A 26,043-nucleotide genomic window follows, 5' to 3' on the forward strand; every position below is an offset into this window, starting at 1 on the left:
GTGTAGCCGAGCATAGGCTCGGCTCTACCCATTGCAACCTCCGCCCGTCACCATGGCGGGCCCCACGTTCTGGAATGCCGCAGTGCTGAGTACGATTGGATTGTTGATGGGCCTGTACGTGGCCTGGCGCCTGTTCTGGCCGCTGCGCCTCCAGGTGTGGACCAAGGCCTTGTTGTCGCTGCTGCTGGTGGGCCTGGCCGTGCAGCTGCGTATCGTCGCCACGTTCTGGGGCACGATGGCCTCGCCGGAAATTCCGAAGATGGCCATCGCCGTGCTGGCCACCGGCTCGACCGCCGTGCTGCTGCTGGCGCTGGCGATGCTGCTGTTCGATGCCGGCCTGCTGTTGGCGCGCGTGCTGCGCCTGCCGCGCGCAGTCTCGGCCCTGCGTACGCCGCTGCTGCGTCCGCTGGCCGCAGGTGTCGCCCTGCTGCTCAGCGCCTACGGCGTCAGCCAGGGCATGGCAGTGCCGAAGCCGCGTCAGGTCGAGGTGGCGATCAAGGATCTGCCGGCCGCCTTCGATGGCTACCGCATGCTGCAGCTCACCGACATCCACGCCAGCCGCCTGCTGACCGGCGACTGGGTGCGCCAGGTGGTGGCCGAAAGCAATGCGCTGAAGCCGGACCTGATCGTGATCACCGGTGACCTGATCGATGGCACGGTGGATGCACGCCGCGATGATTTCCGTCCGCTGGGCGACCTGCACGCGCCGGACGGGGTGATCGCCATCACCGGCAACCATGAGTACTACGCGCAGTACAGCGACTGGATGCAGGCCTTCCGCGCGCTGCACATGCAGGTGCTGGAAAACAGCCACACCCAGGTGCGGCGTGGCGATGCGGCGCTGACCATTGCCGGTGTCACCGACCCGGTGGCGGCGCGCTACGGCCTGCCGCTGCCCGACCTGCAGGCGGCGCTGGCCGGTGCCGATCCTGCCGCACCGGTGATCCTCCTTGACCATCGCCCGCGCAATGCCGCCGATGCCGCCGCACGCGGGGTGAAGCTGCAGCTGTCCGGCCACACCCATGGCGGGCAGATCATCGGCATGGACCAGCTGGTGAAGCGGGCCAATGGTGGCTTTGTCTCCGGCCGCTACGAGGTGGATGGCATGACCCTGTACGTGAGCAACGGCGCTGGCCTGTGGGCCGGTTTCCCCGCGCGCATCGGCGTGCCTTCGGAAATCACCCTGTTCACCCTGCGCCGCGCGCCGTGAATTCTGATGGGGTCGGATCCCTTTGCCATCGGCAAAGGGCTCTGACCCCTACGCACTCCAGTTGAGGAACCATGTCCCATACCCGCGCACCCATGGAACGGCTGATCCGCGCCAACGCGGATGAAATCAACCGGCTGCAGCAGCTCATCCGCGAGACGGCCGCACTGCGCTGGCGGGGGCCCGAAGAGAAGCAGCGACATGCGGATGCGTGCGCGGAGTTCAACCAGCGCTACCCGCAGCTGGTGTTTCCCGGCGGCTACGACCATGCCCTGCAGGAGCTGGCCAGGCACGACCCAAATATCGTGGATGTGGTGCTGACCTTCCTGGAAGTGCGGCCGTACTTCTTCCGTTCCGGGTACATGTGGAAAACCCTGTACAAGCGTGTGCAGCGGGTGCCGATGGGCACGAAGCAGCAGGCCAGGATGCAGAAGATCGTGGAGGCCTACAGCGCCTATTGTGCTGCACGTGATGCCTGATGGGGCAGATCCCTTTGCCCGGCAAAGGGATCCGACCCCGCGCGCCCTGGCTCATCACGCCGCCCGCAGCGGCCGTGCATGCACACTGCGCTTCAGCGATTGAGCACGCTTGGCGATGGCGCGCACCACGAAGGCGGTGAACAGCAGGGCCGAAGGTACGGCGTACCAGAAATTGGCCGGCACGCGCTTGAAGTATGAGTAGGTGAACACCGCGGCGATGATCCACATGCCGGTTACGTGCAGGCGGCGCCATGCGGTGGGGCCCATGCGCCGGGCGATGCCGCGATGCGAGGTGATCGCCAGCGCGAGGATGGCCACGTAGCCCACCGTGCCGGGCAGGTTGGCCAGCGCCGAGCGTGCTGGCCAGAACGCCGGGTTGAGGATGCCGAACGCGGTGATCGCGATGGCATGCAGCAGGTGCGAGAACGCGAACGACAGGCCGATGATCCGGCGTTCGCGCAGCAGGAAACGGCTGGTCGGCCCCGGCAGCAGGCTGGCGAACGACGAAGCAGTGAACGCCACCAGGAACAGCAGGAACGAGGTGCGCGCGGTGACCCGGATGGCCGCGCGGCTGCCCTCGGCCACGTCGGCGTGCAGGGCGAACGCGGCCAGCGCGAAGGCGATGAGCACCACGGCAATGGCCACGAACAGGCGCCAGCCGTGCAGGAAGGAAGTGTTGGAAACAGCCATCGATCAAGCCTCGGAATGGAGAAGGGTAGTGCCGGCCGCTGGCCGGCAATCAGGGAAAGCGGTCAGCACAACCAGCACACCCGCCGCGCACAGTTCGCCCAGCAAGGGCGCGGCCACCACGTGCAGTGCATCCGCGGGCACGTCATGCGCCGCGGCCAGTGCCTGCAGCGCGTCATCCACACGCGCGCCGTCGTTGCCAAAGGCCGACAGCAGCGCATACGCCAGCGGTGCCAGTTCCTCGACCTGCAGCCGGTAGTCCACCAGGCGGCGCAGCAGCAGAAGCGTCGGCTCGCTGACGGCGGCATCGTCCATCGCGGCGTCCTCATGCACCGGCCACTGGTAGCCCAGTACCCGCACCAGCGGCGACAGCGCCAGCACGTCGCTGCCCGCAGGCGTGTACTGCAGCGAATGCCCTGCGTCGCGCGCTTCGATGTGCAGCGCCTGCTGGGTGCTTTCGTAGTGCGCCAGCTCCGCCGCCCAGCCGGGCAGCGCGAACGTATCCTGCGTTGCCAGCCACGCAGCGAACTCGCTGGCGATCTGCGGAAACAACGGGGTATGGCAGGGGTGATGTGCGTAGTAGTACTCGACCAGGCTGCGCCAGCGCGCTTCGCCCAGTTGTTCCTGCAGGCGCGGCAGGCTGCCGGCCAGCAGGCTGTCCAGGCTGTCGATGCACAGGCGGCGGTACACCGCCAGCCGGCGTGCCTCGATGCCATCGGGCGCCGGCATCGACGGGTCGCGCACATGGTCGGCCCAGCGCTGCTGCAGGGTGGCCAGCGACTCAGCCATGGGCCATCTCCGGCAGCAGCACCTCGGCCTGGGCCTGGCGGATCTGCGTGACCTCGGCCAGCAGTTCGGCCAGCGGCGGGAAGTTGAAATCGCGCTCCAGCAGGGTGGGGCGCACGCCGACACGCGCATAGGCCTCGCGCAGCAGCGCCCAGACCATGCCCTTCACCGGCGCGCCGTGGGTGTCGATCTTGAAGCCATCGTCTTCGTCGAAGTGACCGGCCACGTGCAGCGAGGCGACACGGTGGCTGGGGACGCGGGCGAGGAAACCGAAGGCGTCGTAGCCGTTGTTGCAGGCGTTGACGAAGACGTTGTTGACGTCCAGCAGCAGGTCGCAGTCTGCTTCGGCCAGCACGGCGTTGATGAAGTCGATTTCGCTCATGTCCGCGCCGGGCACGGCGTAGTAGGAGATGTTCTCCACCGCGATGCGCCGGCCCAGCGTGTCCTGCACCTGGGCGATGCGCCCGGCGACGTGGCGCACAGCTTCGGCGGTGAACGGCAGCGGCAGCAGGTCGTAGACATGGCCGCCGGCAGCGCAGTAGCTCAGGTGTTCGCTGTACAGCTGCACCTGGTGCAGCTCGAGGAAGGCGCGGGTCTGTGCCAGCAGGGTGCGGTCCAGCGGGTCCGGGCCGCCCAGCGACAGCGACAGGCCGTGGCAGGTCAGGCGGTGGCGTTCGCTGAGCTGGCGCAGCGCGGCACCATGGGCGCCACCGACGCCGATCCAGTTGTCGGGCGAGACTTCGAGGAAGTCGATGGCGTCGGCGGGCATTGCCAGCAACTCGTCAATCAGGCCACGGCGCAGGCCAAGACCAGCGCTGGCGGAAGGCAGGGGCAGGGACATGCGCGGTACTCCAGGGCAGTGGCGCCGCCACGAGGGCGGCGCCGTTGGGGGCAATCAGTCGTTGACGCGGGAGAACAGGCCCTTCGGCATCGGCTTGCCGTTGGCGGTGTAGACGCTGCGCAGGTAGTCGTGCGCTTCCTGCTCGCTGATGTAGCCGTCGTGGTCGGCGTCGATGCGGTCGAATTCGGCGGCACGCTTGCCGGCCACGGCGTTGAACTCGGCACGCGAGACCCGGCCGTCGTGGTCACGGTCGGTGCGGGCAAACGAGGCGTCCCCGCACTTGCCTTCGCCGCACTGGCCTTCGGCCACCTTGGCCTTGCCGGCGGGCTTGCTGGTGGCGGCCTTGTTGGCGCCGCACTTGCCTTCACCGCACTTGCCTTCGGCGGCGGCGCTCATGGCCACGGCACTGATCGCCAGCGGCTGGATCGCGGCGGCCTGGCCAGCCAGCAGCAGGCCGCCAGCCAGGGCGATACCGATGGCGCCGATGCGCGGCAGACGGGAAGCAGCGGTGTTCTTGGTCGAGACGGACATGGTGGTGACTCCTTGGGATGTGCACGCAGGGCGTGCGGGATGGACGCCGCGGGAAGGCGACGGAATGCGATGCGGAGAAGGGTGGGAAAGGGCGGAGGCGGATCAGGCGCTGCGGCGACGACGCAGCACATGGGCCAGCAGCAGGGCGCCGCCGAGCAGGGCACCGCCGAATCCAATGCCCGGCAGCAGTGCGGCAATGGGCAGCAGCAGGGCGACCAGGCTGACGCCCCAGCCGAGGCGGTCATCGCCAACTGCGGCACGCTGCGGGCCGGCCAGCAGGCGGTCCAGGCTGAGTGCGCCGCCACCGTTGAGGATCAGTGGCAGCAGCATGGCCAGGAACAGCAGCGGCAGCTTGAAGTTGCCATAGCCCTGGTCGGTGATGGCATAGCCCTGCCAGAGTTCGCCGAGGCCGTTCCACTGGTCGGGCCAGTGCACGGCGGCGATGGCGACCACGGTCAGCACCCAGAAGATGTAGGCCACCGAACGCGTGGCGAGGCCGAGCAGCAGCATCACCGCGCCCACCAGTTCCAGCCACGTGGCGAGCTGCCAGTTGAGCGAGGCGGGCAGGGTGGAGAAGGGGAACGAGAAGCGGCCGTCCAGATCGGCGAACCAGTTCTGGCCGCCCAGCTTCTCGCGGCCGGATTCAAAGAACTCCCAGGCCAGCAGGGCGCGCAGGGCCAGCGGCGAAAGCCAGCGGCCGACGGCATCCAGGCGCGGGGTGTAGAGGGAGGAGGCGGTGCTGATCATGGGTGTGTCCTGCGGGCCGGTGGTCGATGGAGGCCATTTCGGGCCACGCAGGTATCGGTAACGTGTGCCGATGCCCGGGGTTTTGTCAGCGACTGTGGCTGCGGCAGGGGTTTCGTACAGTTGGATACAAAGACGCCGCGTCGGGGCGCATCGGCGCGCTGCGCGCCCGCGTGCGGGGAACCCTGTTCCCCCGGTAGTGCCGGACCATGCCCGGCGGCCGAATGTATCGGACTGTAGGAACCGGCCGCCGGCCTACAGTCCGGTACAACTCGGCGCCGCAGCGAAACAGCAGCGATACACCCACCGGCGGAAATGGCCACTCCCAACACCGGAGTGCCACCCATGATCCGCACCACCCTGCTTGCCGCTGCCCTGGCCCTGGCCGGCGCCGCCACCCCCGCCTTTGCCGCGCAGGCCGATGCCGGCGCGCCGCCCACCATCATCCTGGTACATGGCGCCTTCGCCGATGGCTCCAGCTGGAACAAGGTCATCAGCACCCTGCACGACTGGAAGCTGCCGGCGGTGGCCGTGCAGAACCCGCTCAGCTCGCTGGCTGACGACGTGGCGGCCACCCGCCGCGCGATTGCCGCGGCACCGGGCAAGGTGGTGCTGGTCGGCCACAGCTGGGGCGGCACGGTCATCACCGAAGCGGGCAACGATCCCAAGGTGCAGGCGCTGGTCTACGTGGCCGCGTTCGCACCGGATGTCGGCCAGTCCTCCGCGCAGCAGGGCGAAGGCTTCCCGGTCGGCCCCGGGCTGACCCGCCTGCAGGAGAAGGACGGCTACCTGACCCTGCCGGCCGATGCCATCGCCGAGGATTTCGCACCCGACGTGATGAAGAAGACCGCCGCCCTGCTGTACAGCACGCAGGTGCCGTTGAAAGCCAGCGCACTGGGCGAGGCCGTGACCACGGCGGCGTGGCGCAGCAAGCCGAGCTGGTACGTGGTCAGCCGCGATGACCGCATGCTCTCGCCGCAGCTGCAGGTCGCCACCGCACGGCGCATCGGCGCGCAGCTGCAGTCGATCGGCAGCAGCCATGTAGCGCTGCTCTCGCACCCGGCGCAGGTGGCCGACAGCATCCTGGAAGCTGCCGGGGTGAAGCCGGCCGAGCTGCCGCTGGCCGAGCAGGGGGGCTGAGCGATGGCCACGCTTCGTGCCTACACCGTGCCGCTGCTGCTGGCCCTGCTCGGCGCCGCTGCGCTGCTGCTGGCCTGGCCCAGCCCCGAAGCCGGTGCACAGACCGCCGAGGCCGCACCCGCGGCGGGATTCAGCGGCGGTGGGCCGTGGCACAACAGCCCGCCGCTGACCCTGGAGCAGCTGCGCGGGCAGGTGGTGCTGGTCGAGTTCTGGACCTACGGCTGCAGCAACTGCCTCAACGTCGCGCCGTACGTGCACCAGTGGCATGCGCGTTATGCGCCGAAGGGGCTGCGCGTGATCGGCGTGCACACGCCGGAATTCGCCTATGAAGGCCTGCAGGGCAACGTGCGCCATGCGATCCGCCGCCTCGACATCACTTGGCCGGTGGTGCAGGACAACCAGTACCGCATCTGGAACGCGTGGGGCAATCGATTCTGGCCGGCGCTGTACCTGGTCGACCGCCAGGGCCGGGTGGTCTACCGCCATTACGGCGAAGGCGATTACGCACGTACCGAAAGCGAGATCCAGCGCCTGCTGGCCAGCCCCTGAGCCGCGCTACCATGGCCGCGCCGCGCGGCCTTGTCCTCCGCCGCCATCGAGAACGCAATGAACCACGTACCGCACATCCTTGTCGTCGACGATGACAGCGACATCCGCCAGATGCTGGCCGACTACCTGCAGCGCAACGGCCTGCGCATCAGCCAGGCCGATGGTGGCCGCGCCATGCGTGCGCTGATGGACACCCATGCGGTGGACCTGGTGGTGCTGGACGTGATGATGCCGGGCGAGGATGGCCTGAGCCTGTGCCGCAATCTGCGGGCCGGCAAGCACCGCGCCGTGCCGGTGGTGCTGCTGACCGCCCGCGATGATGAGACCGACCGCATCATCGGCCTGGAAATGGGCGCCGATGATTACGTGACCAAACCCTTCTCCTCGCGCGAACTGCTGGCGCGCATCAATGCGGTGATCCGCCGCACGCAGATGCTGCCGCCGAACCTGCAGGTGAGCGAAGCCGGTCGCCAGCTGGCCTTCGGCGAATGGCGCCTGGATACCACCGCCCGCCACCTGCTGGATGCGCAGGACACCGCCTATCCGCTCAGCGGCGCCGAGTTCCGGTTGCTGCGCGTGTTCCTCGACCATGCCAACCGCGTGCTCAGCCGCGACCAGCTGCTCAGCCTCACCCAGGGCCGCGATGCCGAACTGTTCGACCGCTCCATCGACCTGCTGGTCAGCCGCGTGCGCCAGCGCCTGGGCGACGACGCGCGCGAGCCGACCTACATCAAGACCGTGCGCAGCGAAGGCTATGTGTTCAGCGTGCCGGTGCAGCTGCTGGGGCCGGAGGAATGAACGCCGCCGCGCGCCGCCTGCCGTGGCCGCGCACGTTGTCCGCGCGCCTGCTGCTGTTGCTGCTGGGCGGGCTGACCCTGGCCCACGCGCTGTCGTTCGGCCTGCTGTTCTTCGAGCGCTACCAGGCCACGCGCAGCATGATGCTGCGCAACCTGGACGAGGACGTGGCGGTTAGCGTGGCCCTGCTGGAACACCTGCCGGCCGACCAGCGCCAGGCCTGGGTGCCGCGCCTGGAACGGCGCACCTACCGCTATCTGCTGCGCCCGGCCGCTGCAGGGCCGGCGCTGGAAACCGAGCGTGCACGGCAGGTCACCGCCATCATCGATGACAGCCTGGAGCATCGTTACCCGCTGCAGGCCCGCCAGGTCGCGCGCCTGCCCGAACGTTTCGAGGTGGAACTGCGGCTGCACGATGGCACGCCGTTGACCATCGAAGTAACGCCGTCCGGCCTGCCGCTGGCGCGCTGGCTGCCAGCCGTGCTGCTGGCGCAGCTGGCCCTGCTGCTGCTGTGCGCGTGGCTGGCGGTACGGCTGGCGCTGCGGCCTTTGCAGCAGCTGTCGCACGCCGTCGAGCACCTGCAGCCGGGCAAGGACGCACCGATGCTGGCCGAAGATGGCCCCGCCGAAGTCGGTACGGCGGCCGCCGCATTGAATGCGCTGCAGGCGCGCATCCGTGGCCATGTCAGCGAGCGCCTGCAGATTCTCGCGGCGATCTCGCACGACCTGCAGACGCCGATCACGCGGATGAAGCTGCGGGTGGAAACGCTGCCCGAAGACGCGACCCAGCAGCGCCTGCTGGATGACCTGGACCACCTCGGCCAGCTGGTGCGCGAGGGCGTGGCCTATGCACGCAGCAGCCACGTGGCCAGTGGTGCGCCGGTGGCAATGGATCTTGGCGCATTCCTGGCCAGCGTGGTCGGTGATTACGAGGACATGGGCAAGCCGGTCTCGGGCGGTGCACCGTCGGGGCTGACGGTGCAGACCTGGCCGCAGCCGCTGCGGCGGGTGGTCGGCAACCTGGTGGACAACGCGCTGCGCTATGCCGGCAGTGCCGAGATCGATGCGGGTCGCGATGCGGCCGGCAAGCCGTGGATCAGCGTGTCTGATCGCGGCCCGGGCATTCCCGAGGACCAGCTGCAGGCCGTGCTGGCCCCGTTCCACCGGCTGGAGAGCTCGCGCAACCGTGATACCGGCGGCACCGGGCTGGGCCTGGCCATCGCCGTGCAGCTGGCGCAGTCGCTGGGCGGTTCGCTGCAGCTGCGCAACCGCGAAGGCGGTGGCCTGCAGGCGGTGCTGCAGCTGCCGGGCTGATGGGTGGGGTCGGATCCCTTTGCCACCGGCAAAGGGCTCTGCCCCCGCGCCCTGCCTGCAGATGCACCGCGCCGTCACCCCGCGCGTGACACCCTCCGGCCATGAATGAAATGACGGCGGCGCGGCAGCGCTCGATGTGGGTCGCGGGCCTGTCCACCGTGGTGGAGTGGTACGACTTCACCCTGTACCTGTATTTCGCCACCGTGTTGTCGCGGGTGTTCTTCGGCGGCGGCGAGCAGGCGATGTTGGTCACGCTCGCGGGCTTCGCCGTCTCCTACCTGATGCGCCCGCTCGGCGCGCTGTGCTTCGGCCACCTCGGTGATCGCCTCGGCCGGCGCTGGATGCTGCTGGCCTCGATGGCGCTGATGGCGGCGGCGATGCTGGCCACCGCCCTGCTGCCGACGGCCGCCACGGCGGGTACCACGGCCGGCGTGCTGCTGCTGGTCCTGCGCTGCGTGATGGCCTTTTCGGTGGGTGGCGAATACACCGGCGTGGTCGCCTACTTGCTGGAAAGCGCACCGGCGCGTCGGCGTGGACTGGTCACTTCGCTGGCCTCGGCGGCCAGTGAAGTGGGCGCGCTGCTGGCGGTGGCGATCTCTGCGGTGACGGTGGCAATGCTCACGCCCGCACAGCTGGATGGCTGGGGCTGGCGCATTCCGTTCTTCGTCGGTGCCGCGCTCGCGCTGGTGATCCTCATCGCACGCTCGGGCATGCACGAATCGCCCGAGTTCGAGCGCCAGCGTCGCGAGGGCAGCATTCCGGCGACGCCGCTGCGCCACGTGCTGCGCAACCATCCCGGCGCGGTGGCGCGCACCTTCGCGATTTCCGCACTCGGTTCGATCACTTACTACGTCGGCATTACCTACGTGCCGGCGTTCCTGCACGCGCAGGGACACGATGAAGGCGATGCGCTGTGGTTGTCGACGGTGGCGGCAGTGGCGGTCATCGCCATCACGCCGCTGTGCGGACTGCTGTCCGATCGCTTCGGGCGGCGACCGCTGCTTCTGGGGCTGACCGTGCTGGCGGCGCTGCTGCCGCTGTCGATGTTCGGCTGGATGGCCGAAGCCGCGCCGCTGGGCATCGCGCTGGCGGCGGTGGTGCTGGCCTGCGTGGCGGGTGGCATCAGCGCGGTAGCGGCACCGGCCACGGCCGAGCAGTTCCCGGGCGAGGGCCGGGTGAGCGGGCTGGCACTGGGGGTGACCATGGCCACGGCGGTGTTCGGCGGTGCGACACCGTGGCTGGCGCAGTGGTGGGTGGAACGCAGCGGCTGGGCGGCGGCGCCGGGCGCGATGATCGCGCTGGTGGCGGTGCTGGTGCTGCCGGTGCTGTGGACCCTGCCCGAGACGACCCCGGGCAGGGGCAAGCGCTAGGCGATCAGACCGCCAGGGTCTGCTCGATGTCGGCCAGCACGGCCGGCGCATCCACGCCGATGGCGAACGACTGCAGCACGTGGCCATCCCACACGCTGGGGCCGAAGGCCAGGCCTTCCGGCTTGGGGATGGTCATGCCGCGGGCAACACCGTCGGTGGCCACGCGCACGCTGGCGCGCTCGAACTGGAACAGCTCCGGGCGGGTCAGGGCGATGCAGGCGCAGCAGTCGTGCACGACCATGCCCTTGTGCCCGGCCTGCAGGTAGAAGTCCACGTAGTCCTGCGACAGCGCACGCACCAGCTCGGCATCGGCACCGCCGATGGCAGCCAGCTTGTCCAGGCCGTCACGGTCCATTTCCACGCGGGTGGTGACGTCCAGGCCGATGGCGGTGACCGGCCACTGCGCGGTGAACACGATGTCGGCCGCTTCGGCGTCGCCCCAGATGTTGGCCTCGGCGGCCGGGGTGATGTTGCCGTTGACGTGGAAGGCGCCGCCCATGAGGACCACGCCGCGCACCAGGCCGGCGATATCCGGGGCCTGCTGCAGGGCCAGGGCCAGGTTGGTCATGCGGCCGACCGCGATCAGGGTCACTTCGCCCGGGTGGGCGCGGACCAGGTCGATGATCAGCTGGTGGGCCGGACGTGCATCGGCGGCCACGTCCAGCGCAGCCGGCACCGGGTGGTTGCCCAGGCCGTTGTGGCCATGGATGTGCACCGGCCAGGCTTCCGGGGTGGCTTCGGGCTGCAGCGGGCCGGCGGCGCCGCGCGCGACCGGGGCGGCAAAGCCCCAGGCCTGCTTCAGGTACAGCGCGTTGTGGGTGGTCGAATCCACCGACGCGTTGCCGAAGGTGGTGGTGACGCCGACCAGGTCGATCTGGGCGTGCTTGTGCAGGTACAGCAGGGCCAGCGCGTCGTCGACGCCCGGATCCGTATCGAAAATGACTTTCAGCATGTTGTTGTTCTTCTTCTTCAGTGTGGTGCAGGGGGGCCGGCGGGACCCTGGGGGCCGGGCCGGCGCGCCCTACATTGTCCCATCTTCATGACAGGCAGGGCGAACCGCTGCGGCGGTGCTATCGTCAGGGGGTATCCACGGAAGGAGAACCGCCATGAAGACCCCCGCGATCCTGCTGGCCGGCCTGCTGTGCCTGGGCGCCGTAGCGCCGGCCCTGGCCACCTCGGTGGAGCCGAAGCCGCTGGAGGAAATGGTGGCTGAAGCCGACCAGATCGTCCGCGCCAAGGTGGTCGCCGTGGAAATGGTCGATGGCAAGGGACGGCCGCTGACCGATCCCGGATCGCGCACCGGGCCAGGCTCGGACAACGAGATCCGCCTGGTCCTGCAGGTGCAGGAAGTGCTGCGGCCGCGGGAAGGCAAGGTGCCGGCGACGATCCGGGTGCCGCTGTGGACGATGTGGCATTACACCTTGGGCCATATCCGCGAGGCCACGCTGGGCAGCGAAAGCCTGTTCCTGCTCAAGGGCGAGCGCCATGCACCGGTCTATCCGATGGATTTCCAGCGGCCGCTGGAAGAGCGCGCGCAGATCCAGTCATTGATGGTGGCGCCATGACCGCGCCGGTTCGCTGCTGCGGAGGCACGCCATGCTGGTGGTGACCCTGGTCCTGATCGCCCTGGTGCTGGGCCTGAACCTGGTCGCCACCTATGTGGTGGTGCGGCGCGACGACGTGTCGGTGGGAGGACGGATGGTGCAGCTGCTGCTGGTCTGGCTGCTGCCGCTGGTCGGCGCGATCCTGTGCATGGCGATCGCCACCGCCGATGGCTCGGTCAGCCGCAGCGATGGCAGCTTCGCGGGCAGCTACGATTCCTCGGGCAGTTACTCCAGTGACAGCCACAACAGCCACAGCTACAGCGGCTCGGACTGCAGCAGCGACAGTGGTGGCGGCGATGGTGGCAGCTGCGGCGATTGAGGCGCAGGCATTTTGTAGAGTCGAGCCATGCTCGACTGCCTGTGGCATTTGTAGAGTCGAGCCATGCTCGACTACACCGAAAAAGCAGTCGAGCAAGCTCGACTCTACGAAACAGCGGTCGGCCGGCGTTGTTCGTGCCGTGCCGTACCCGCTCAGCCGCCGCCTTCGGTCGGCAACGGTGCGGGCACGTTCAACAACCCCCCATCGGCCACGTAGGCGGCCAGCGCCTGGCCTTGGCTCAGCAGGTGGCGTTCCATCGTGCGTTCGGCCGCCTGCGCGTCACGACGGCGGAAGCAGTCCATCAGCTCGCGGTGTTCGGCCAGCGACTGCGCCGTGCGGCCCGGTGCCAGCAGCTGGCGGCCGCGGTGCATCTTCAGGATGCGGTGCAGGTCGTGGGTGATGCGGATCAGCCACGGGTTGCCGGCGTAGTGCTGCACGGTTTCGTGGATGAGGTAGTTGTTGCGGTAGTACTCGGCGATGTTGCCGTTGGCCGCTGCCGCTTCCATCGCTGCATGCAGGTCTTCCAGCTGCTGCACGCCGGCGTCGTCGATGTGCTTGACCGCCTCATGCGCGCAGCGGCCTTCCAGCATCGCCATCACCGGGAACAGCTGGTTGAGGTCTTCCAGGGTCAGCCGCGTGACCCGCGCACCGCGGCCAGCATCGATCTGCACCAGCCCTTCGGCTGCCAGCAGCTTCAACGCCTCGCGCAGCGGCGTACGGCTGATGCCGAGTTCCTCGCACAGCGCGGGTTCGTCGATCCATTCGCCCGGCGGCAGCCGGTAATCGTAGATGCGCTCGCGCACATGCTCGGCCACCTCTTCGTACAGAGGTGCGCGCTTCTTCGGCGAACGCGGGGCGGGAGCAATGGCCATGGTGGAAAGTGTACTGCCTCCCTGGGTGGAACCTGTAACGCGGTGCGGGAAACCCGGTTGGGCGAAATCCGATGGAAAAAATGGCTGGCAGAAACTGCTTGGTAGAGTCGACCGTTGGTCGACTGCTCTTCGCATGGATGCCGAAGATCCCGCGCTGCGCGCGATAGTCGACCAACGGTCGACTCTACCCGGTCGCCCCCCCCAGTCGCCCCCAGCCGAATCCGGCCCGTGCATCGAAGGGCGCCGGAATCCTCCGGCGCCCCGTCACTTACATCCAGCCCGGTACCACGAACACCAGCCAGGCCAGCAGCGGGCCAAACGCCACCACCAGGCCGCTGTACACCAGGAAGCGGCGGAACAGCGTCTCGCGCTCTTCCTTCGCGGCCGAGGCCACCACCAGCGCGCCGTTGGTCGAGAACGGGCTGACGTCGACGATGGTGGACGACACTGCCAGCGCGCAGATCACGCCGGCCGCACCCAGGTGGCCCTGCAGCAGGAATGGCACCGCCAGCGGAATGGTCGCGCCCAGCACCGCCGCCGAGGACGCGAATGCAGACACGATGCCGCCCACGTAGCAGACCAGCAGCGCACCCAGCAGCGGGATGCCGATGCTGGAAACACCATGGCCGATGAAGTCCACCGCGCCTGCATGTTCGAGCACGCCGATATAGGTCACCACGCCGCAGATCAGCAGCACGGTCGACCAGCTGATGCCATCGACCGCACCCTTCTGGCTCTGCGGCGAGAGCAGGGCCAGCACCACCGCGACGGTGATCGAGACCAGGCCGACGTTGAGGTTGTAGATCAGCGCGGCTACGCCCAGGCCGAGCAGGCCGATCAGGGTGAACAGACGCTCGCGGGTGAAGCCCACCGCATCCAGCGCGGCCGGGTCATTGGACAGCGTGCCACCACCGGCGGCGACCAGCGCGCCGTGGCCTTCGATGGCGAACTGCCGCGACGACGCCTGCGGGCCACCGGCCATGGCGAGCTCGGCGTTGCCCACGCCACCGGTGGCGGTGATCGAACCGCGACGCATCAGCGCGATGCCACCGAAGGCCAGGAAGCAGATGATCGCCATCATGAAGTTGAAGCCGAGGCTGGTCAGGAACACTGCCATCTCGGTCACTTCCAGGCCGGCCTTCTGCACCACGCCGTTGGTGATGCTGCCGTACACGCTGATCGGCGAGAAGCCACCGGCCTGCGCACCATGGATCACCAGCAGGCCCATCATCAGCGGGTTGATGTTGTACTGCTTGGCGAAGCGCAGCGCGACCGGGCCGATGATGGCCACCGCGGCCGGGCCCAGCGCGCCGAAGGCGGTCAGGACGGCGGTGATGACGAACATCACCCACGGGATGGCCACGATGTGGCCGCGTACCGCTTTCACCGCCCAGTGCACCAACAGGTCGATGGTGCCGTTCTTCTGTGCGATGGCGAACAGGTAGGTGATGCCGACCAGGGTCAGGAACAGGTCACCGGGGAAGCCGGCGAGCACGTCCTTGCCACCCATGTCGACGAAGATGCCGCCGATGATGAAGGCGAGGGCGAAGGCCACCGCACCCATGTTGATGGGCATCGCGGTGGCGACGATGAACATGATCACCAGACCGATGATCGTTGCGATTTGTGGACTCATGCGCCCTCCCAGACACGTGACTCGGGTACAGCTCGGATGGAGACCCGCCATCCCGGGGTAAGGCGTCGTACAACGTGAGGCGTGATACGTACTGCTCGAACCCGTTACTGCAGCCGCTCCAGCGCGCTGCGGACCCATTCCGCCGCGCCGTCCAGGCTCTGGAACTCTTCCACCGCGCGCACCTCGCAGCACGGATAGGACGGCGCGATCATGCGCGCCAATGCATTGCCCGGGCCCAGCTGCAGGAATACCCGCGCGCCGCGCTCGAAGGCCTGGCGCATCACCTGCGCCCATTCAATGGTCTGTGCCAGCTGCGCCGACAGCGTGTGCACCGCTGCTGCGCGGTCGCGCACCGGGCGCGCATCGATGCCGGCCAGCAACGGCAGGCGCGGGGCCTGCAGCGGCGAGCCGTCGAGTGCGGCGGCGAACGGTGCGACGGCAGCGTGCAGCAGCGGCGTATGCGCGGGCACAAGCACCGGCAGCGGGCGGATCTCCGCACCCTGCGCGCGCGCGGCATCGGCCAGGGCCTGCAGGGAAGCCTGCGTGCCGCCGACGATGAAGTGATCGCGGCCGTTGGCGATGGCCACATGCGCGCCGTGTGCATCACACAGCGGCTGCAGGGTATGGCGCTCCAGCCCCAGCACGGCCTGCATGCCTGCATCGGCAGGGCTGGCGGCATCCATCAGTTGCGCGCGCTGCGCGGCCAGGCCCAGGCAGGTGCTCGCATCAACGCTGCCGGCGATCGCATGCGCGGCCAGTTCACCGATGCTGTAGCCGGCCACCAGCAGCGGTGCCGGCAACGCCTCGCGCAGGCCGTGCCAGTGCGCCAGCGTTGCGGCACACAGCAGCGGTTGCGCCAGTGCGTTGTCGAAGCGTGTTTCATCGGCGGCGGCCGCGAACGCGTCACGGCCGAGCACGGCGCTGGCCGACGCCAGTACGTCGCGGGCCGCGGGCAGCTCGCGCACGCGGTCGAACATCGCCGCGTGCTGCGCACCTTGCCCGGGGCAGAGCAGGGCAAGGCTCATGCGCCCTCCTGCTGCAGCAGGAACCAGCTGCAGGCCAGCAGGTCGGCGCTGCCACCGGGGCTGAGGCGGCGCGCGACGAAGCCCTCTCCGATGCCGTGCAGGCGAGTTTCCCAGCCGGGTGCGAAGGCACCGCCTGCCTCGATGAAGCGGCGCGCCTGCTGCTGCGCCCAGGCCAGGCCATCGGCGCCGCCACGGTGCAGCAGGTTGAGATCATCCACCTGCGCGACCAGCTGCATCAGGGTCTGGCACATCGCTGCATCACGCGGCAGGCCGTTGTGCAGGGCATGGCGCAGGGTCGGTACGGCCAGCTCGCGCAGCACGGGGTAACCGGCGGCGGCCTGTTCGCGCACGCCCGGCACGCCATGGCGCAGGCGCGCGCGCTGGCCGGGGCTGTTCGCATCCAGCGGCGCCGCGGCGAACGCATCCGCCCAGTGCTGCACGGCCAGGCAGACCTGCGCAGCGGGCGCGGCGTGGCCCTGCTGGCGGTGGCAGCGTGCAGCAGCAGCCACCAGCAGGCCCAGGCTGAAGATGGCGCCGCGATGGGTATTGATGCCGCCGGTGGCGCGCAGCATTGCGTGCTCGGCGGCGATGCCGTGCGCGCGCAGGCTGGCGAACGGCGCATCAGCGGCACCGGCGTCGGCAATCGAGGTGAAGTAGTGGCGCAGCGCGAACAGGCTGCGCAGGAACGTACCCGCATCCATGTCGTCATGGCTGCCGGTATCGAACGGCGTGACCAGGCCCGGCTTGGGTGCGCAGGCCAGTTCCGCATGCAGGCTGGCGATGGCCAGGCGGCCCAGGCGCGCGCTGTCGACGCGGCGCGCGACGGTGCGGTCAGCATGGGCGAGGGCGTTCATGCGGCCACTCCGGTGGCCACGAACAGCCGGTCACGGGCTTCGAGCGCAGCACCTTCCAGGCGTTTGACCAGCACCTGGCGGCTGCCACCGGCGTATTCGCGCCAGTTCACCGCGCCGCCGTCAGCCAGGCACAGTTCGCCGTCCACCCGACGGCCGTGCTCGGTTTCCCACTGCTGCAGTCGCGCCACCAGTGCATCGGCCTGTGCCGTGGCCTCCACCTGCCACAGCAGGTCGATGTCCGATGCGGCATGCACATAGGGCAGGCCACTCAGGTGCTGCCAGGCGAAGGCACCGAACACACGGGCCGGCGCAAGGCGGGCCAGTGCGTGCAGCGCGGCCTGCCAGTCGTTGGCAACGCCGGTGGTGAGGATGGCTTCCAGCGTCGGCGGCGGCTGCTGGCGCAGCACGTCGTGCAGCGGCACGCGCAGGGCCAGGCGTTGTTTGCCTTCGCTCGGCGGTAGCGGCACGCCCAGGCGCAGGCGCGGGTCGGGATCATCCACGGCACGCCGCGCCACCATGGCCGGCTGCCCCTGCGCGAACCACGCCGCCAGGCGCGGTTCCTGCGCGGCCACGTCGGCCCGCCAATCGGCTTGCGCCGACAGCCAGACCAGCGTGTGGCGGGCGGGCCGGTCAGGCATCGCCGCGGGCCACCGCAGTGCAGACATCCGCCGCAAGCGCGCGGCCACCACGCTCGGCACCGCGTGCGGCACGCAGGTCGCCGTCGCTGGGCGTGCGCAGCGCCTGCAGCAGGTGCTGGGCGAGGTCACCGTTCCACAGCGATTCGACCGCGCCCATCGACACGTAGTTGGCCACGCCCGGCGCGAACACCGGCGAGCTCTGGCTGAGCGCCTGCAGTTTTTCCAGCGGTTGCTTGGTTACCCGCGCCATCGCGCGCAGGTCCATCACCCGCACCTGCGCATCGGGCAGGGCATGGATGTGGTCGGCCATCAAGCCGAAGGACAGGAAGCCACCGCTCACCGATTCGCCGTAGACCAGGGTGACCAGGCGCGCGCCACGACGGCGGGCCAGGTCGATCGTCTGCGCGAGGTGGGCGAAGTAGCCGTTGATGCCCAGCAGTTCATCGCGGCGGGCCAGGCGCTGGCCGGCGGTGTCGGCCAGCATCACGATCGGCCGCTGCGGGTGTGCGGCGGTACTGGCCAGCACGGTTTCGGCCAGCGCCAGCGCATGGTCGACGCCGACCTCGATGCGGTCGGTGGTGCCGATCACCGTCACTTCGCCATCTTCGGTGCTGGCCGTGCCGGTCAGTACCGAGTCATTGATGTTGATGCGGTGGCCGCGCGGGAACAGGGCGTCGAGCAGGGTCTGCAGCGGGGCGCTCATGGCAGGCTCCTGCCGGCGGTGGCGGCGAGGAAGGCGTCGGTGTCCAGCAGCGGCAGGCGCTCGGGCTCGGCGATGCCCTGGCGGGTCCAGATCTCCAGTCCATCGCGGCAGTCGCCCCAGGCCTGCACGCGTGCCTTCAACGCAGCGTGGCGGGCCTGCAGGGCGCTCAGTGCAGTGTCGGTATCGCGGCTGGCGGCGTCGGCCTGCAATGCATCGGCGGCGGCGCGGGCGAAGGCTTCGATCGAATCGGGCACAAGTACCTGTGCCTGGTCGATCAGGTAGCGGTGCTTGCCACCGGTCACGCGCCAGACCAGAGCGCGGTCGCGCGAATCGAACTCTTCCACGCCGCGCACGGTCTCGATCACTTCCGGCCCGGACAGTGACAGCCGGCCTTCCTCGGACATGATGACGGTGGTGCAGCAGCGGGCGACGATGCCCATGCCGCCGAACGCGCCGTTGCCGCTGCCGATCAGTGCTACTACCTGTACGCCGGCAGCGCGTGCGCCCAGGGTGGCGCGCATGATTTCGGAAATCGCGATCAGGCCGGCATTGGCTTCGTGCAGGCGCACGCCGCCGGTATCCAGCAGCAGCAGCACGCCGTCGGGCTGCGTTTCCGCCGCGCGGCGCAGCAGGCCGGTCAGCTTGGCGCCGTGCACTTCGCCGACGCCACCGCCCATGAATTCACCCTGCTGCGCGGCCAGCAGCACGCGCTTGCCCTGCAGCGTGGCCTCGCCGACGACGATGCCGTCGTCAAAGGCGGCCGGCTGGTCGAGCTGGGCCAGGTGCGGGCTCATCATGCGCCGTGCGGGGCCGAGGAATTCGCGGAACGAACCGGCGTCGACCAGCCCGGCGATGCGCTCGCGTGCATCGGCTTCGTAATAGCTGTGGCGTTGCACGTGGCTCATGGGGTGCCTCCGGCCAGCAGGGTTTCCACCGCCTGGTCCAGGCGCAGGCTGACCACGGCCGGGGTAGCACCGGCATCGTTGATCGAGACGCGCACGTCGCGCAGGGGATGGCGCTGGGCGAAATCGGCGATGACCGCCTGCCAGATGGTGCCGAAGCCCTGCGCGGCGGTGATGATGCGCACCGTCATCGCACCGTCCTGCGCGGCGGGCTCCAGCAGGATTTCCAGGTTGCCCGAGGCGAGCACGCCCACCAGCACCGCATCGCGCGGGAACTGCACGGGGGTGCGGCCGTCGAATCGATAGTCGAGGGTTTCCATGCTCAGTCCCTTACCAGTTGCGGAAGCGCTTGGGCGGGTCGTACAGGCCGCCGGACCAGCGCACCAGGTCCTTCACCGAACGCGCGGCCAGCAGGTCACGGCTGGCATCGCGCGGCGAGATGCCGAGATCTTCGGGGCGACGGATCACGCCGCGGTCGCGCAGGTTTTCCACCATCGCGCGGTCGCGGCCGAGGCCGACGGCGGTGTAGCCGGAGACACCGCGGATCGCCTGTTCGCGTTCCTCCGGTGTGCGGCACAGCAGCAGGTTGGCGATGCCTTCCTCGGTCAGCACGTGGCTGACGTCGTCGCCGTAGATCATCACCGGCGGCAGCGGCATGTCCGCGCGCTCGGCCAGTTCCCAGGCGTCCAGTCGCTCGACGAAGGCGGGCGCCATGTGCTCGCGGAAGGTTTCCACCATCTGTATCACCAGCTTGCGCCCGCGCGGCATTTCGCCCGGCCGCGCGGCCTGCTGGCCAGCCTTGATCCAAGCATCGCTGGCGTGGCGGCGGCCGCGTGCATCCGAGCCCATGTTGGGTGCGCCACCAAAGCCGGCGATGCGGTCGCGGGTGGCGGTGGAGCTGTTGCCCTGCAGGTCGATCTGCAGGGTCGAGCCGATGAACATGTCGCAGGCATACAGGCCGGCGGTCTGCGAGAACGCGCGGTTGGAGCGCATCGAACCGTCGGCACCGGTGAAGAACACATCGCCACGTGCGGCGATGTACTTCTCCATGCCCAGTTCCGAACCGAACGAATGCACCGATTTGACGAAGCCCGATTCGATCGCCGGAATCAGCGCCGGGTGCGGGTTCAGCGCCCAGTGCTGGCAGATCTTGCCCTTCAGCCCCAGCGATTCGGCGTAGGTCGGCAGCAGCAGTTCGATGGCCGCAGTGTCGAAGCCGATGCCGTGGTTCAGGCGGTTGACGCCGTACTCGGCGTAGATGCCCTTGATGGCCATCATCGCCATCAGCACCTGGATCTCGGAGATCTGCGCCGGGTCGCGGGTGAACAGCGGTTCGATGTGGTTCGGGCGCGGCGCCTGCACCACGAAGTTGACCCAGTCAGCGGGGATATCGACGCGGGGGAGGGTGTCGACGATTTCGTTGACCTGGGCGATGACGATGCCGCCACCGAAGGCGGTGGCCTCGACGATCACCGGCGTGTCTTCGGTGTTCGGGCCGGTATAGAGGTTGCCGTGGCGGTCGGCGGCCTGCGCGGCGACCAGCGCCACGCGCGGGGTGAGGTCGATGAAGTAGCGGCCGAACAGTTCCAGATACGTGTGGATGGCACCGATCTGGATGCGCCCTTCGGCCACCAGGTTGGCCAGCCTCACCGACTGCGGGCCGGAGAACGAGAAGTCCAGCTTCGACGCGATGCCGCGCTCGAACACATCCAGGTGCGAGGGCAGGGACAGCACCGACTGCACCATGTGCAGGTCGTGCACGCGGGCGGGGTCCAGGTCGGCCAGGGCCTGGGCGAGGAAATCGGCCTGCTTCTGGTTGTTGCCCTCCAGGCAGACCTTGTCGCCCGGCTCCAGCAGGGCATGCAGCAGGTCGGCCACATCCGCGGCGGCGACCTCGCGGCCCCTGGCCCATGGCGCGGCCCGTTCCAGGCGGGCCTGGCGGCTGCGTTCCAACGTGTCCCAGCTCGGGTTCATCGACCGGCTTCCGATTGGCGTTGAAATAATTACGGCATAATTATGGAGCGGTGTGCAACCCGCAGCGCAGCAAAAAAAAGGGCCCGCACGCAGGCGGGCCCATTCAGGTAGGCCATGACCGTTGGTCATGGCGGCTGGGGAGGCAAGTGCCGACCAACGGTCGGCCCCCACCGCGACTACGCCAGTAGATCCACGCCATGCGTGGATTGACCGGCATGCTGAGTGCTTAGAACTTCCAGCGCAGGCTGGCCGCCACGAAGCGCGGTTCGCCGTAGTTGTTGTAGTCCAGGTTGGCCCAGTAGGTCTTGTCCAGCGCGTTGCGCACGCTCAGCGTCGCCGTCCAGTTGTCGCTGATGCGGTAGTTGGCGTTGAACTGCACCAGCGCATAGGCCGGCTGGTTCACCGTCACCGTGCCGCCCAGCGGGTAGGGGTTGTTGTAGCCCTGCACCTTGCTCTGCCACTGCACGCCGGCACCGACGCTCAGGCGGTCGAGCACGCCGGGCAGGCGCACCTGGGTGTTCAGCTGCAGCAGGTCCTCGGCCGGGTTCGCGTACAGCAGGTCGGTCGCGGCGCGGGTCACCTTGACGTGGGTGTAGCCGGCATTGACCGTCCAGCCCGGCAGGATCTCGCCGTTGATGTCCATTTCCCAGCCGCGTGCCTTGGTGCCGTTCACGCCGATGTAGGCCGAGCTGCCATCGCTGAGTGAGCCGTCCGGCACGCTCATGTCACGCACCGCGTAGTTGTCCTGCTTGGCTTCGAACACCGCCGCATTGGCGGTCAGGCGGCCGTCGAACCACTGCGTCTTGATGCCCGCTTCGACGTTGGAACCCTGCACCGGCGCCAGCAGGTTCTCGTTCCTGTCCTTGTAGTTCTGCGGGTTGAAGATCTCGGTGTAGCTGGCGTAGACCGACACGTCCGGGGTGATGTCGTAGACCAGGCCCACGTACGGCGTGACTTCGTCGCTGACCTTGTACGCACCGCTGGTGCCGGTGTACGCGCCGGTGGCGTTGTAGGCGCGGGTGCGGGTTTCCCAGCGGCTCAGGCGTGCGCCGGCGATCAGCGCCAGCGGGTCGGCCAGGCGCAGGCGGGTGGCCAGGTACACGCCACTCTGCGTGGTCTTGGCCAGGCGGCGCGCACCGGTACGGGTGTAGGTCACCTCGGAGATGTCGCCGTTCCAGTCGTAGATGTTGGGGATGTAGTAGCAGCGCTCGTTGCCGCAGCGCGCCCAGTCGCTCGGGAAGTTCAGCGTGGTGGTGTTGGTGGTGGCTTCCAGGTCCGACCACTGCGTGCCGAGGGTCACGTCGTGCTCCTGGCCCCACAGGCTGAAGGTGCCGGTCAGGTAGGCATCGACGTTGCGGCGGGTGTCCTCGGCATCGCCGGCGGCGGCGCGCAGGAAGATGCCCGAGCCGTCCACCGGGTTCGGGTTGCCGGTGCCGTACAGGCGCACGTTCTGCACGTTGCCGCGGGTGTAGGAAGTGTTGACCTTCAGCAGCCAGTCGTCACCGAAGCGCTGTTCGAGGTTGGCGAACACGGTGCTGGTTTCGCGCTGCCAGTAGCTCCACTTCGGCGACAGGTTGGTCGAGCGCGGCAGGTGGGCGAAGTTGCCCTGGCTGTCGAAGAACGGCACGGTGCCCCAGGTCGAACCCACCGGGTTGTTGTCCTGGGTCTGGTAGCCGACGGTGACCGTGGTGCTGTCGGTCAGGTCGCCTTCCAGCACGGCCATGCCGGCCATCTTGTTTTCCTTGTAGCGGTCGTAATAGAAATCACGATCGGTATAGGCGGCGACCACGCGGCTGCGGAAGCGGCCATCGGCGGTCAGCGGCGCGGTCACGTCCGCCTCCATGCGGCGGTAATCCCAGCTGCCGGCGCTGACCGAGAACGAGGCGTCGAATTCCTTGCCTGGGCGCTTGCGCAGCAGGTTCACCGTGGCCGACGGCACGCCGGCACCGCTGAGCAGGCCGTTGGCACCGCGGATCACTTCCACGCGGTCGTAGAAGGCGGTGTCGTATTCCTGGTTGGTCGAGCCGCTGTAGGTGGGGATGCCATCGACCTGGAAATCGGTGATGGCGAAACCACGCGCGTAGTACAGCGGGCGCTGGGTGTCATAGAAGGACACGCTGACGCCGGTGACGTTGCGCATCACGTCGTTGATGCTGAACAGCGATTCGTTCTGCAGGCGCTCCAGGCCGATCACCGTGGACGACTGCGGGGTCTCCTGCAGGGTGATCGGCAGGCGGGTGGTGCTCGACGGCGGTGCCGACTGCTCGGCGCGCACGCTCACCCGGTCGAGGGTCTTGGCGTCGGAGGCATCGGCATCGGCATCGGCGGCCGATGCAGCGGGCGCGGCCACGGCCAGGCAGGACAGCAGGGCAGCCGGCAGCAGCGCACGGCGGGGCAGGGAAGAACGGACAGGCAGGGTCATGGAGGGCTCGGGGGACGTTGAGAGGGGGAGGGCAGCAGCCTTCGACCAGCACCCGGCGGCGGCAGCGGGTGGGTTCAGATCCATCTGGGAGGCGTGCGTGCGTCGTGCGGGACGCAAATGTAAATCGTTCTTAACAACATTACAATTCGTGACACGAGGAAATGATGTTTGAACGTTGCTCAGGGGTCAGAGCCCTCCGCCTGCAGCGCAGGGATCCGACCCCGGAGTCAGATCCCTTTGCCCTGGCAAAGGGCTCTGACCCCACCCCCGAAACCCCCAAACGCGAACGGCCACCCGAAGGTGGCCGTCCGTTTATTGCAAAGGGAAAGCAGGCTTACAGCGCCTGCAGCTCCTCGTTGGCGTTGCGCTTTTCCGGCGCAGCCGGGGCAGCGGCCGGGGCCACCGCCGGCGTCGCATCGGCTTCCACCGGCACGTCCAGATACGGCAGGTGCAGGGTCTGGCTGGTCTGCGTGCGGATCTCGTTGGTCAGCGCGGCGCTCTCATTGAGCTTGCGCCCGTACGACGGCACGATCTCGCGCAGGCGGGTTTCCCAGCCGGCCTTCATCTGTTCCGGGAAGGCCTTGGCCATCAGGTCCAGCATGATCGGCGGCGAGGTCGAGGCACCCGGCGAGGCACCCAGCAGGGCGGCCAGGGTGTGGTCCTTGTCGGTCACGATCTCGGTGCCGAACTGCAGCACCGGGCCCTTCAGCGGGTCGCGCTTGATGATCTGCACGCGCTGGCCGGCCGTCACCAGCTTCCAGTCAGTGGGCTTGGCGTTGGGGAAGTACTTGACCAGCTCGGCCTGGCGGTCGGCATCATCCAGACGCGCCTGGGCCATCAGGTACTGCACCAGGTCCAGGTTGTCCTTGCCCACCGACAGCATCGGGCCGACGTTGTTGTGGTTGACCGACGAATACAGGTCCCACCACGAGCCGTGCTTGAGGAACTTGGTGCTGTACAGGGCGAACGGCCCGAACAGGATCACCGGCTTGCCATCGAGCTTGCGCGCATCCAGGTGCGGCACCGACATCGGCGGCGAACCGGTTTCGGCCATGCCGTAGGCCTTCACGTGGTGGCGCGAGGTCACGTCCGCGCCCTGGAAGGCGAGGAACTGGCCGCCCACCGGGAAGCCGGCGTAATCCTTCGACTCGGGAATGCCGGACATCTGCAGCAGCTTCAGCGCGGCGCCACCGGCACCGATGAACACGAAGCGGGCGTGGGTGGTGGTCTCGGTGCCGGCCTTGAGGTCCTTCACCGTCACGTTCCAGCTCTTGTCGGCGTTCTGCCGCAGCGCGCGCACTTCATGTTCCAGGTGCAGGCCGAAGTTCGGGCTGCGCTGCAGGCCGGCGGTCAGCTGGCGGGTGATCACGCCGAAGTTGACGTCGGTACCGAGCGGCATCCAGGTCGCAGCGACCTTCTGCTTGGGGTCGCGGCCTTCCATCAGCAGCGGGGCCCACTGCTTGATCTGCGCCGGATCCTCCGAGTACTGCATGCCGTAGAACAGCGGGTTCTTCACCAGCGCCTGCTGGCGCTTGTGCAGGTAGGCGATGTTGTCATCGCCCCAGACGAAGCTCATGTGCGGGGTCGGGTTGATGAAGTCGCTGGGCTGGCTCAGCCGGCCTTCCTTCACCTGGTGCGACCAGAACTGGCGCGAAACCTCGAACGATTCGGCGATGCCGACCGCGCGCTTGGTCTCGATGCTGCCGTCGGGCAGTTCCGGGGTGTAGTTCAGTTCGGCGAATGCCGAGTGGCCGGTGCCGGCGTTGTTCCAGCCGTCCGAGCTTTCGCCGGCGACGGTGTCCAGGCGCTCGTAGACCTGGATGTTCCAGTCCGGCTGCAGTTCCTGCAGGTAGGTGGCCAGGGTGATGCTCATGATGCCGGCACCGACCAGGACGACGTCGACCGGCTTGTCGTTGCTGGCGGCGGGCACCGAGCGCTGGGTCAGCGGCCAGTACAGGAACAGCGCGGCGGCCAGCAACAGCAGCACGAGCAGGGCGATAAGAGCCTTGCCAAATTTCTTCATGGGAATGACTTGGGCGTGGGGAAGGGGGCAGGATGCGCGCTGGGACAGCAAATGGCGTGAAGAAACAATGCCTTGCAGCAACCTGACGCGATTCTAACCCGATCCGGTCCGGTTTTGATGCAATGCAGCATCCCGCCCCCCGGCGTCACGCGCTCAGACCAGTTCCAGGATCTCGTCGCCCGCCTCGTCCACCTCGCCGGTGGCCTGCCAGCCCAGATGCCGGTAGAAACCGTGCGAGCGCGAGCGCGGATCGGCCGAGCAGGCCAGGAACAGGCGGCCATGGCCGGCGGCGCGGGCGAGTCCGACCACCTCCTGCAGCAGGCGCTGGCCGATGCCGCGGCCTTCGTAGTCCGGCAGCAGCGCCAGCACCAGCACCTCGCCACTGTCGCTGTCGGCGAAGCCGTAGCCGACCACCGTGCCGTCGTCCTCGGCGATGCGGCCGATGAAATCGCCCTCGGCGATGCCTGTCGCCCAGCTGTCGGCGGTGATGCCCAGTTCGGCCAGCTGCGCGGCGCTGAAGGCGTTCTCGCGGGTACGCCCGCGCAGGTCGATGCAGGCAGCCGCATCAGTGGCAAGGGCGGGGCGGTAGTGGATCGTCATGCAGGTTCCTTCGGTAGCGCCGGGCCATG

General features: G+C 68.5%; 27 protein-coding genes. 9 read left to right on the forward strand and 18 right to left on the reverse strand.

The annotated features are described in order from the left end of the window. Window positions 1-52 precede the first annotated feature (52 nt). Window positions 53-1,210, forward strand: coding sequence for a metallophosphoesterase (locus C1925_RS06160; RefSeq protein WP_108768121.1), 1,158 nt, complete (start codon window positions 53-55; stop codon window positions 1,208-1,210). A gap of 92 nt (window positions 1,211-1,302) precedes the next feature. Next, complete coding sequence (locus tag C1925_RS06165) at window positions 1,303-1,686, forward strand: hypothetical protein (protein ID WP_254051396.1); 384 nt, start codon at window positions 1,303-1,305, stop codon at window positions 1,684-1,686. A 54-nt stretch (window positions 1,687-1,740) separates the two neighbouring features. Here C1925_RS06165 and C1925_RS06170 read toward each other — a convergent pair whose 3' ends face one another. The 5 genes from C1925_RS06170 to C1925_RS06190 all read right to left on the reverse strand — a co-directional run bounded on the left by C1925_RS06170 (window position 1,741) and on the right by C1925_RS06190 (window position 5,278). Next, entirely contained in the window at window positions 1,741-2,376 is a 636-nt protein-coding gene (locus tag C1925_RS06170) for a ferric reductase-like transmembrane domain-containing protein (RefSeq protein ID WP_108768123.1), read from the reverse strand. A gap of 3 nt (window positions 2,377-2,379) precedes the next feature. Continuing rightward, a complete protein-coding gene (locus tag C1925_RS06175; protein ID WP_108768124.1) occupies window positions 2,380-3,162 on the reverse strand; it encodes a putative DNA-binding domain-containing protein in 783 nt (260 codons plus the stop codon). Beyond that, a complete protein-coding gene (locus C1925_RS06180) occupies window positions 3,155-4,000 on the reverse strand; it encodes a DUF692 domain-containing protein (protein ID WP_108768125.1) in 846 nt (281 codons plus the stop codon). The genes C1925_RS06175 and C1925_RS06180 overlap by 8 nt, the downstream gene beginning before the upstream one ends. A 54-nt stretch (window positions 4,001-4,054) precedes the next feature. Then, window positions 4,055-4,531, reverse strand: a complete 477-nt coding sequence (locus C1925_RS06185) for a hypothetical protein (protein WP_108768126.1) — start codon at window positions 4,529-4,531, stop codon at window positions 4,055-4,057. Window positions 4,532-4,633: 102 nt separating this feature from the next. After that, on the reverse strand, window positions 4,634-5,278 hold the full coding sequence (locus C1925_RS06190) for a DoxX family protein (protein WP_108768127.1): 645 nt from the start codon (window positions 5,276-5,278) through the stop codon (window positions 4,634-4,636). 342 nt (window positions 5,279-5,620) lie between these two features. Between C1925_RS06190 and C1925_RS06195 the strand changes: the two genes are divergently transcribed. The 5 genes from C1925_RS06195 to C1925_RS06215 all read left to right on the forward strand — a co-directional run bounded on the left by C1925_RS06195 (window position 5,621) and on the right by C1925_RS06215 (window position 10,442). Next, window positions 5,621-6,415, forward strand: coding sequence for an alpha/beta hydrolase (locus C1925_RS06195; RefSeq protein WP_108768128.1), 795 nt, complete (start codon window positions 5,621-5,623; stop codon window positions 6,413-6,415). A 3-nt stretch (window positions 6,416-6,418) separates the two neighbouring features. After that, complete coding sequence (locus C1925_RS06200; protein ID WP_108768129.1) at window positions 6,419-6,964, forward strand: redoxin family protein; 546 nt, start codon at window positions 6,419-6,421, stop codon at window positions 6,962-6,964. A 57-nt stretch (window positions 6,965-7,021) separates the two neighbouring features. Further along, window positions 7,022-7,762 (forward strand): response regulator, encoded by a 741-nt coding sequence (locus C1925_RS06205; protein ID WP_108768130.1) that lies wholly within the window; start codon window positions 7,022-7,024, stop codon window positions 7,760-7,762. After that, on the forward strand, window positions 7,759-9,072 hold the full coding sequence (locus tag C1925_RS06210) for a HAMP domain-containing sensor histidine kinase (RefSeq protein ID WP_108768131.1): 1,314 nt from the start codon (window positions 7,759-7,761) through the stop codon (window positions 9,070-9,072). The genes C1925_RS06205 and C1925_RS06210 overlap by 4 nt, the downstream gene beginning before the upstream one ends. A 110-nt stretch (window positions 9,073-9,182) precedes the next feature. After that, complete coding sequence (locus C1925_RS06215) at window positions 9,183-10,442, forward strand: MFS transporter (protein ID WP_108768132.1); 1,260 nt, start codon at window positions 9,183-9,185, stop codon at window positions 10,440-10,442. Window positions 10,443-10,446: 4 nt separating this feature from the next. On the opposite strand, the gene C1925_RS06220 is transcribed toward C1925_RS06215, so the two are convergent. Next, complete coding sequence (locus tag C1925_RS06220) at window positions 10,447-11,394, reverse strand: nucleoside hydrolase (protein WP_108768133.1); 948 nt, start codon at window positions 11,392-11,394, stop codon at window positions 10,447-10,449. Window positions 11,395-11,548: 154 nt separating this feature from the next. Between C1925_RS06220 and C1925_RS06225 the strand changes: the two genes are divergently transcribed. Then, on the forward strand, window positions 11,549-12,007 hold the full coding sequence (locus C1925_RS06225) for a hypothetical protein (protein ID WP_108768134.1): 459 nt from the start codon (window positions 11,549-11,551) through the stop codon (window positions 12,005-12,007). Window positions 12,008-12,038: 31 nt separating this feature from the next. Then, window positions 12,039-12,365 (forward strand): hypothetical protein, encoded by a 327-nt coding sequence (locus tag C1925_RS06230; RefSeq protein WP_108768135.1) that lies wholly within the window; start codon window positions 12,039-12,041, stop codon window positions 12,363-12,365. 152 nt (window positions 12,366-12,517) lie between these two features. On the opposite strand, the gene C1925_RS06235 is transcribed toward C1925_RS06230, so the two are convergent. From C1925_RS06235 to C1925_RS06290, 12 genes are all read right to left on the reverse strand, one after another. Beyond that, a complete protein-coding gene (locus C1925_RS06235) occupies window positions 12,518-13,237 on the reverse strand; it encodes a GntR family transcriptional regulator (protein WP_108768136.1) in 720 nt (239 codons plus the stop codon). Between the two features lie 268 nt (window positions 13,238-13,505). Continuing rightward, window positions 13,506-14,873 (reverse strand): SLC13 family permease, encoded by a 1,368-nt coding sequence (locus tag C1925_RS06240; RefSeq protein WP_108768137.1) that lies wholly within the window; start codon window positions 14,871-14,873, stop codon window positions 13,506-13,508. Between the two features lie 104 nt (window positions 14,874-14,977). Further along, window positions 14,978-15,898, reverse strand: coding sequence for a malonate decarboxylase subunit epsilon (gene mdcH / locus C1925_RS06245; RefSeq protein ID WP_108768138.1), 921 nt, complete (start codon window positions 15,896-15,898; stop codon window positions 14,978-14,980). Beyond that, a complete protein-coding gene (mdcB, locus tag C1925_RS06250; RefSeq protein ID WP_108768139.1) occupies window positions 15,895-16,752 on the reverse strand; it encodes a triphosphoribosyl-dephospho-CoA synthase MdcB in 858 nt (285 codons plus the stop codon). Before mdcB ends, mdcH begins: the two co-directional genes overlap by 4 nt. Next, window positions 16,749-17,390, reverse strand: coding sequence for a malonate decarboxylase holo-[acyl-carrier-protein] synthase (gene mdcG / locus C1925_RS06255; protein ID WP_108768140.1), 642 nt, complete (start codon window positions 17,388-17,390; stop codon window positions 16,749-16,751). The genes mdcB and mdcG overlap by 4 nt, the downstream gene beginning before the upstream one ends. Further along, window positions 17,383-18,093 (reverse strand): biotin-independent malonate decarboxylase subunit gamma, encoded by a 711-nt coding sequence (mdcE, locus tag C1925_RS06260; RefSeq protein ID WP_108768141.1) that lies wholly within the window; start codon window positions 18,091-18,093, stop codon window positions 17,383-17,385. The genes mdcG and mdcE overlap by 8 nt, the downstream gene beginning before the upstream one ends. Then, window positions 18,090-18,998, reverse strand: a complete 909-nt coding sequence (locus C1925_RS06265; RefSeq protein ID WP_108768142.1) for a biotin-independent malonate decarboxylase subunit beta — start codon at window positions 18,996-18,998, stop codon at window positions 18,090-18,092. Before C1925_RS06265 ends, mdcE begins: the two co-directional genes overlap by 4 nt. Further along, complete coding sequence (gene mdcC / locus C1925_RS06270) at window positions 18,995-19,315, reverse strand: malonate decarboxylase acyl carrier protein (protein ID WP_108768143.1); 321 nt, start codon at window positions 19,313-19,315, stop codon at window positions 18,995-18,997. The genes C1925_RS06265 and mdcC overlap by 4 nt, the downstream gene beginning before the upstream one ends. A gap of 10 nt (window positions 19,316-19,325) precedes the next feature. Continuing rightward, complete coding sequence (gene mdcA, locus C1925_RS06275; RefSeq protein ID WP_108768144.1) at window positions 19,326-20,969, reverse strand: malonate decarboxylase subunit alpha; 1,644 nt, start codon at window positions 20,967-20,969, stop codon at window positions 19,326-19,328. Between the two features lie 226 nt (window positions 20,970-21,195). Next, window positions 21,196-23,391, reverse strand: coding sequence for a TonB-dependent siderophore receptor (locus tag C1925_RS06280; RefSeq protein WP_108768145.1), 2,196 nt, complete (start codon window positions 23,389-23,391; stop codon window positions 21,196-21,198). A gap of 334 nt (window positions 23,392-23,725) precedes the next feature. After that, window positions 23,726-25,414, reverse strand: coding sequence for a malate dehydrogenase (quinone) (gene mqo / locus C1925_RS06285; protein WP_108768146.1), 1,689 nt, complete (start codon window positions 25,412-25,414; stop codon window positions 23,726-23,728). 153 nt (window positions 25,415-25,567) lie between these two features. Further along, window positions 25,568-26,014: a GNAT family N-acetyltransferase gene (locus C1925_RS06290; protein ID WP_108768147.1), complete on the reverse strand. Its 447-nt coding sequence runs from the start codon at window positions 26,012-26,014 to the stop codon at window positions 25,568-25,570. Window positions 26,015-26,043 lie beyond the last annotated feature (29 nt).

The organism is Stenotrophomonas sp. SAU14A_NAIMI4_5, from assembly GCF_003086795.1.
In the GTDB taxonomy this organism is placed as follows: Bacteria; Pseudomonadota; Gammaproteobacteria; order Xanthomonadales; family Xanthomonadaceae; genus Stenotrophomonas.